This window comes from Streptomyces sp. NPDC057271 (genome assembly GCF_042668715.1).
Lineage (GTDB): Bacteria > Actinomycetota > Actinomycetes > Streptomycetales > Streptomycetaceae > Streptomyces.
Genome location: NZ_JBHUYJ010000107.1, coordinates 1 through 1538 on the forward strand (window position 1 = coordinate 1; position 1538 = coordinate 1538).

Below are 1538 nucleotides of genomic sequence, written 5' to 3' on the forward strand. Positions count from 1 at the left end.
CTCGGAGGGTCTCGGAAACTCTCGGAAATCCTCGCGGGGCGCTTCCCGTGTTCTTACAAAGCAGATGTCGGCGGTTCGAAACCGTCCGCGCCCACTGTAAGAAGTGGCAGGTGAGAGCCTGTGGCGGCCCTTCAGTCGTGTTCGGCTGGGGGGCCGTTCTCATGCCGGGAGTCCACATAGGGTCCACATCCCCGCTGAAGGGGATGTACAGAAAGCTGGTGTGCTCAGCAGTCTTGCGGCGTAGAGTGCTGGCTACTGAGCAGGCCGACGCGACTCCCCGCGCGCGTCAGACGCATGCTGCTCGACATTCTGTGGCTGTCCGGCGGGGAGGCCGGCGCCACAGGCAGAGACCCCCCGCCGGGTATATCGGTGGGGGGTCTTCTCGTACACGGTAGGCGACGCAGCACTGCCCCGTCCCGCGAAGGGACGGGGCAGCTCCGCCCTGACCGAAATCAGGGCGGCGGGCGACCAGCGGCGGACGCATGTACGCCTGCCGGTGCCCGGCCCGCTCCGTACGCGCGAGGCGCCGGGCGGACAACTTGTAGGGGGCCATCCAGAGATGCCCTCCCCCATCAAGATCAAACGTTTTACCTGGTCAGGTAAAGACAGGACGATCATGCCCGGCGGACGTTGGGGGGATGCCCTCCGACCAGCCCGCATGGGTCCTCACCCGCCGCGAGCTCGTCGGCGCCCGCATCCGCGAAGCCCGAGTCAAGGCCAACCTCAGCCAGGCCGAGTTGGGGAACCGCGTCGGCGCCGACCACAAGACCATCCACCGAGTCGAGTACGGCCAGAGCGATCCCAGCCTTGGGCTGCTTCTCCAGATCGCCCACGCGGTTGGCGCCCCGCTTGCCGAGCTGGTGAGGTAGCCCCGGCCTGCGGGGGATTGGTACAGGCCGGGGCGGTAGTGCCCTGCCCGCGGGCGACGGCGCGAGGCCCACGGACAGGAGATCAGATCCGGCGCAGATGCCGGGCAAGCGGCGAGTCCCCCGCACGCGGGGGCCGCGGCCGAGCGCACGCCGCGCGCTCCTTGTGCCAGAACACCGACGGGCGGGCCCCCCGATCAGAGGTGGGCGTGATCTCCAGGGCTTCGCCCTCGATGAGCTGCCCGCAGTACTCGCAGAGCTTCACCGCCCTCGCCCCCTGTGGCACGTGCAGGAGCAGCGATCCGTGAACACCACATCACCGAAGCAGGTGACCACCCGACCGGGGCGGCAGTAATGGTGCTCGCCGATACTGCACTCCGGGCGTAACCCGGCACTCCCTGTACGGCGGGGGCGGCGGTCGGTACTGTCTGCCATGACGAGACCTCCCAAGGGTGTCGTCCGTACCCCCGGGCCGTTCACGCGGTCGCGGGGGTCTGTCATGCTTGCAGCATAGAGGCAGCGTGCTATGGCATGCCAGGTATGCCGCATCTCGCGTAGCGCGCTACAGCATGTGAGCGTGTTCGGATGATCGAGTTCGCTCCTGACCAGCCGCGATGGCGCCAGGTAGCCGACGTGATCCGGAAGAGGATCGCCGACGGCGCATACCCGCCG

At 68.2% G+C, this 1538-nt stretch carries 1 protein-coding gene; it reads left to right on the forward strand.

Annotated features, from left to right (window positions below; all coding sequences use genetic code 11):
* Positions 1–638 precede the first annotated feature (638 nt).
* A complete protein-coding gene (locus ACFUJR_RS32515; protein ID WP_383171991.1) occupies positions 639–869 on the forward strand; it encodes a helix-turn-helix transcriptional regulator in 231 nt (76 codons plus the stop codon).
* Positions 870–1538 lie beyond the last annotated feature (669 nt).

Excerpts from the sequence above, each read along its gene's own strand:
- ACFUJR_RS32515 (WP_383171991.1), top strand. The coding sequence starts at position 639 with ATGCCCTCCGACCAGCCCGCATGGGTCCTCACCCGCCGCGAGCTCGTC.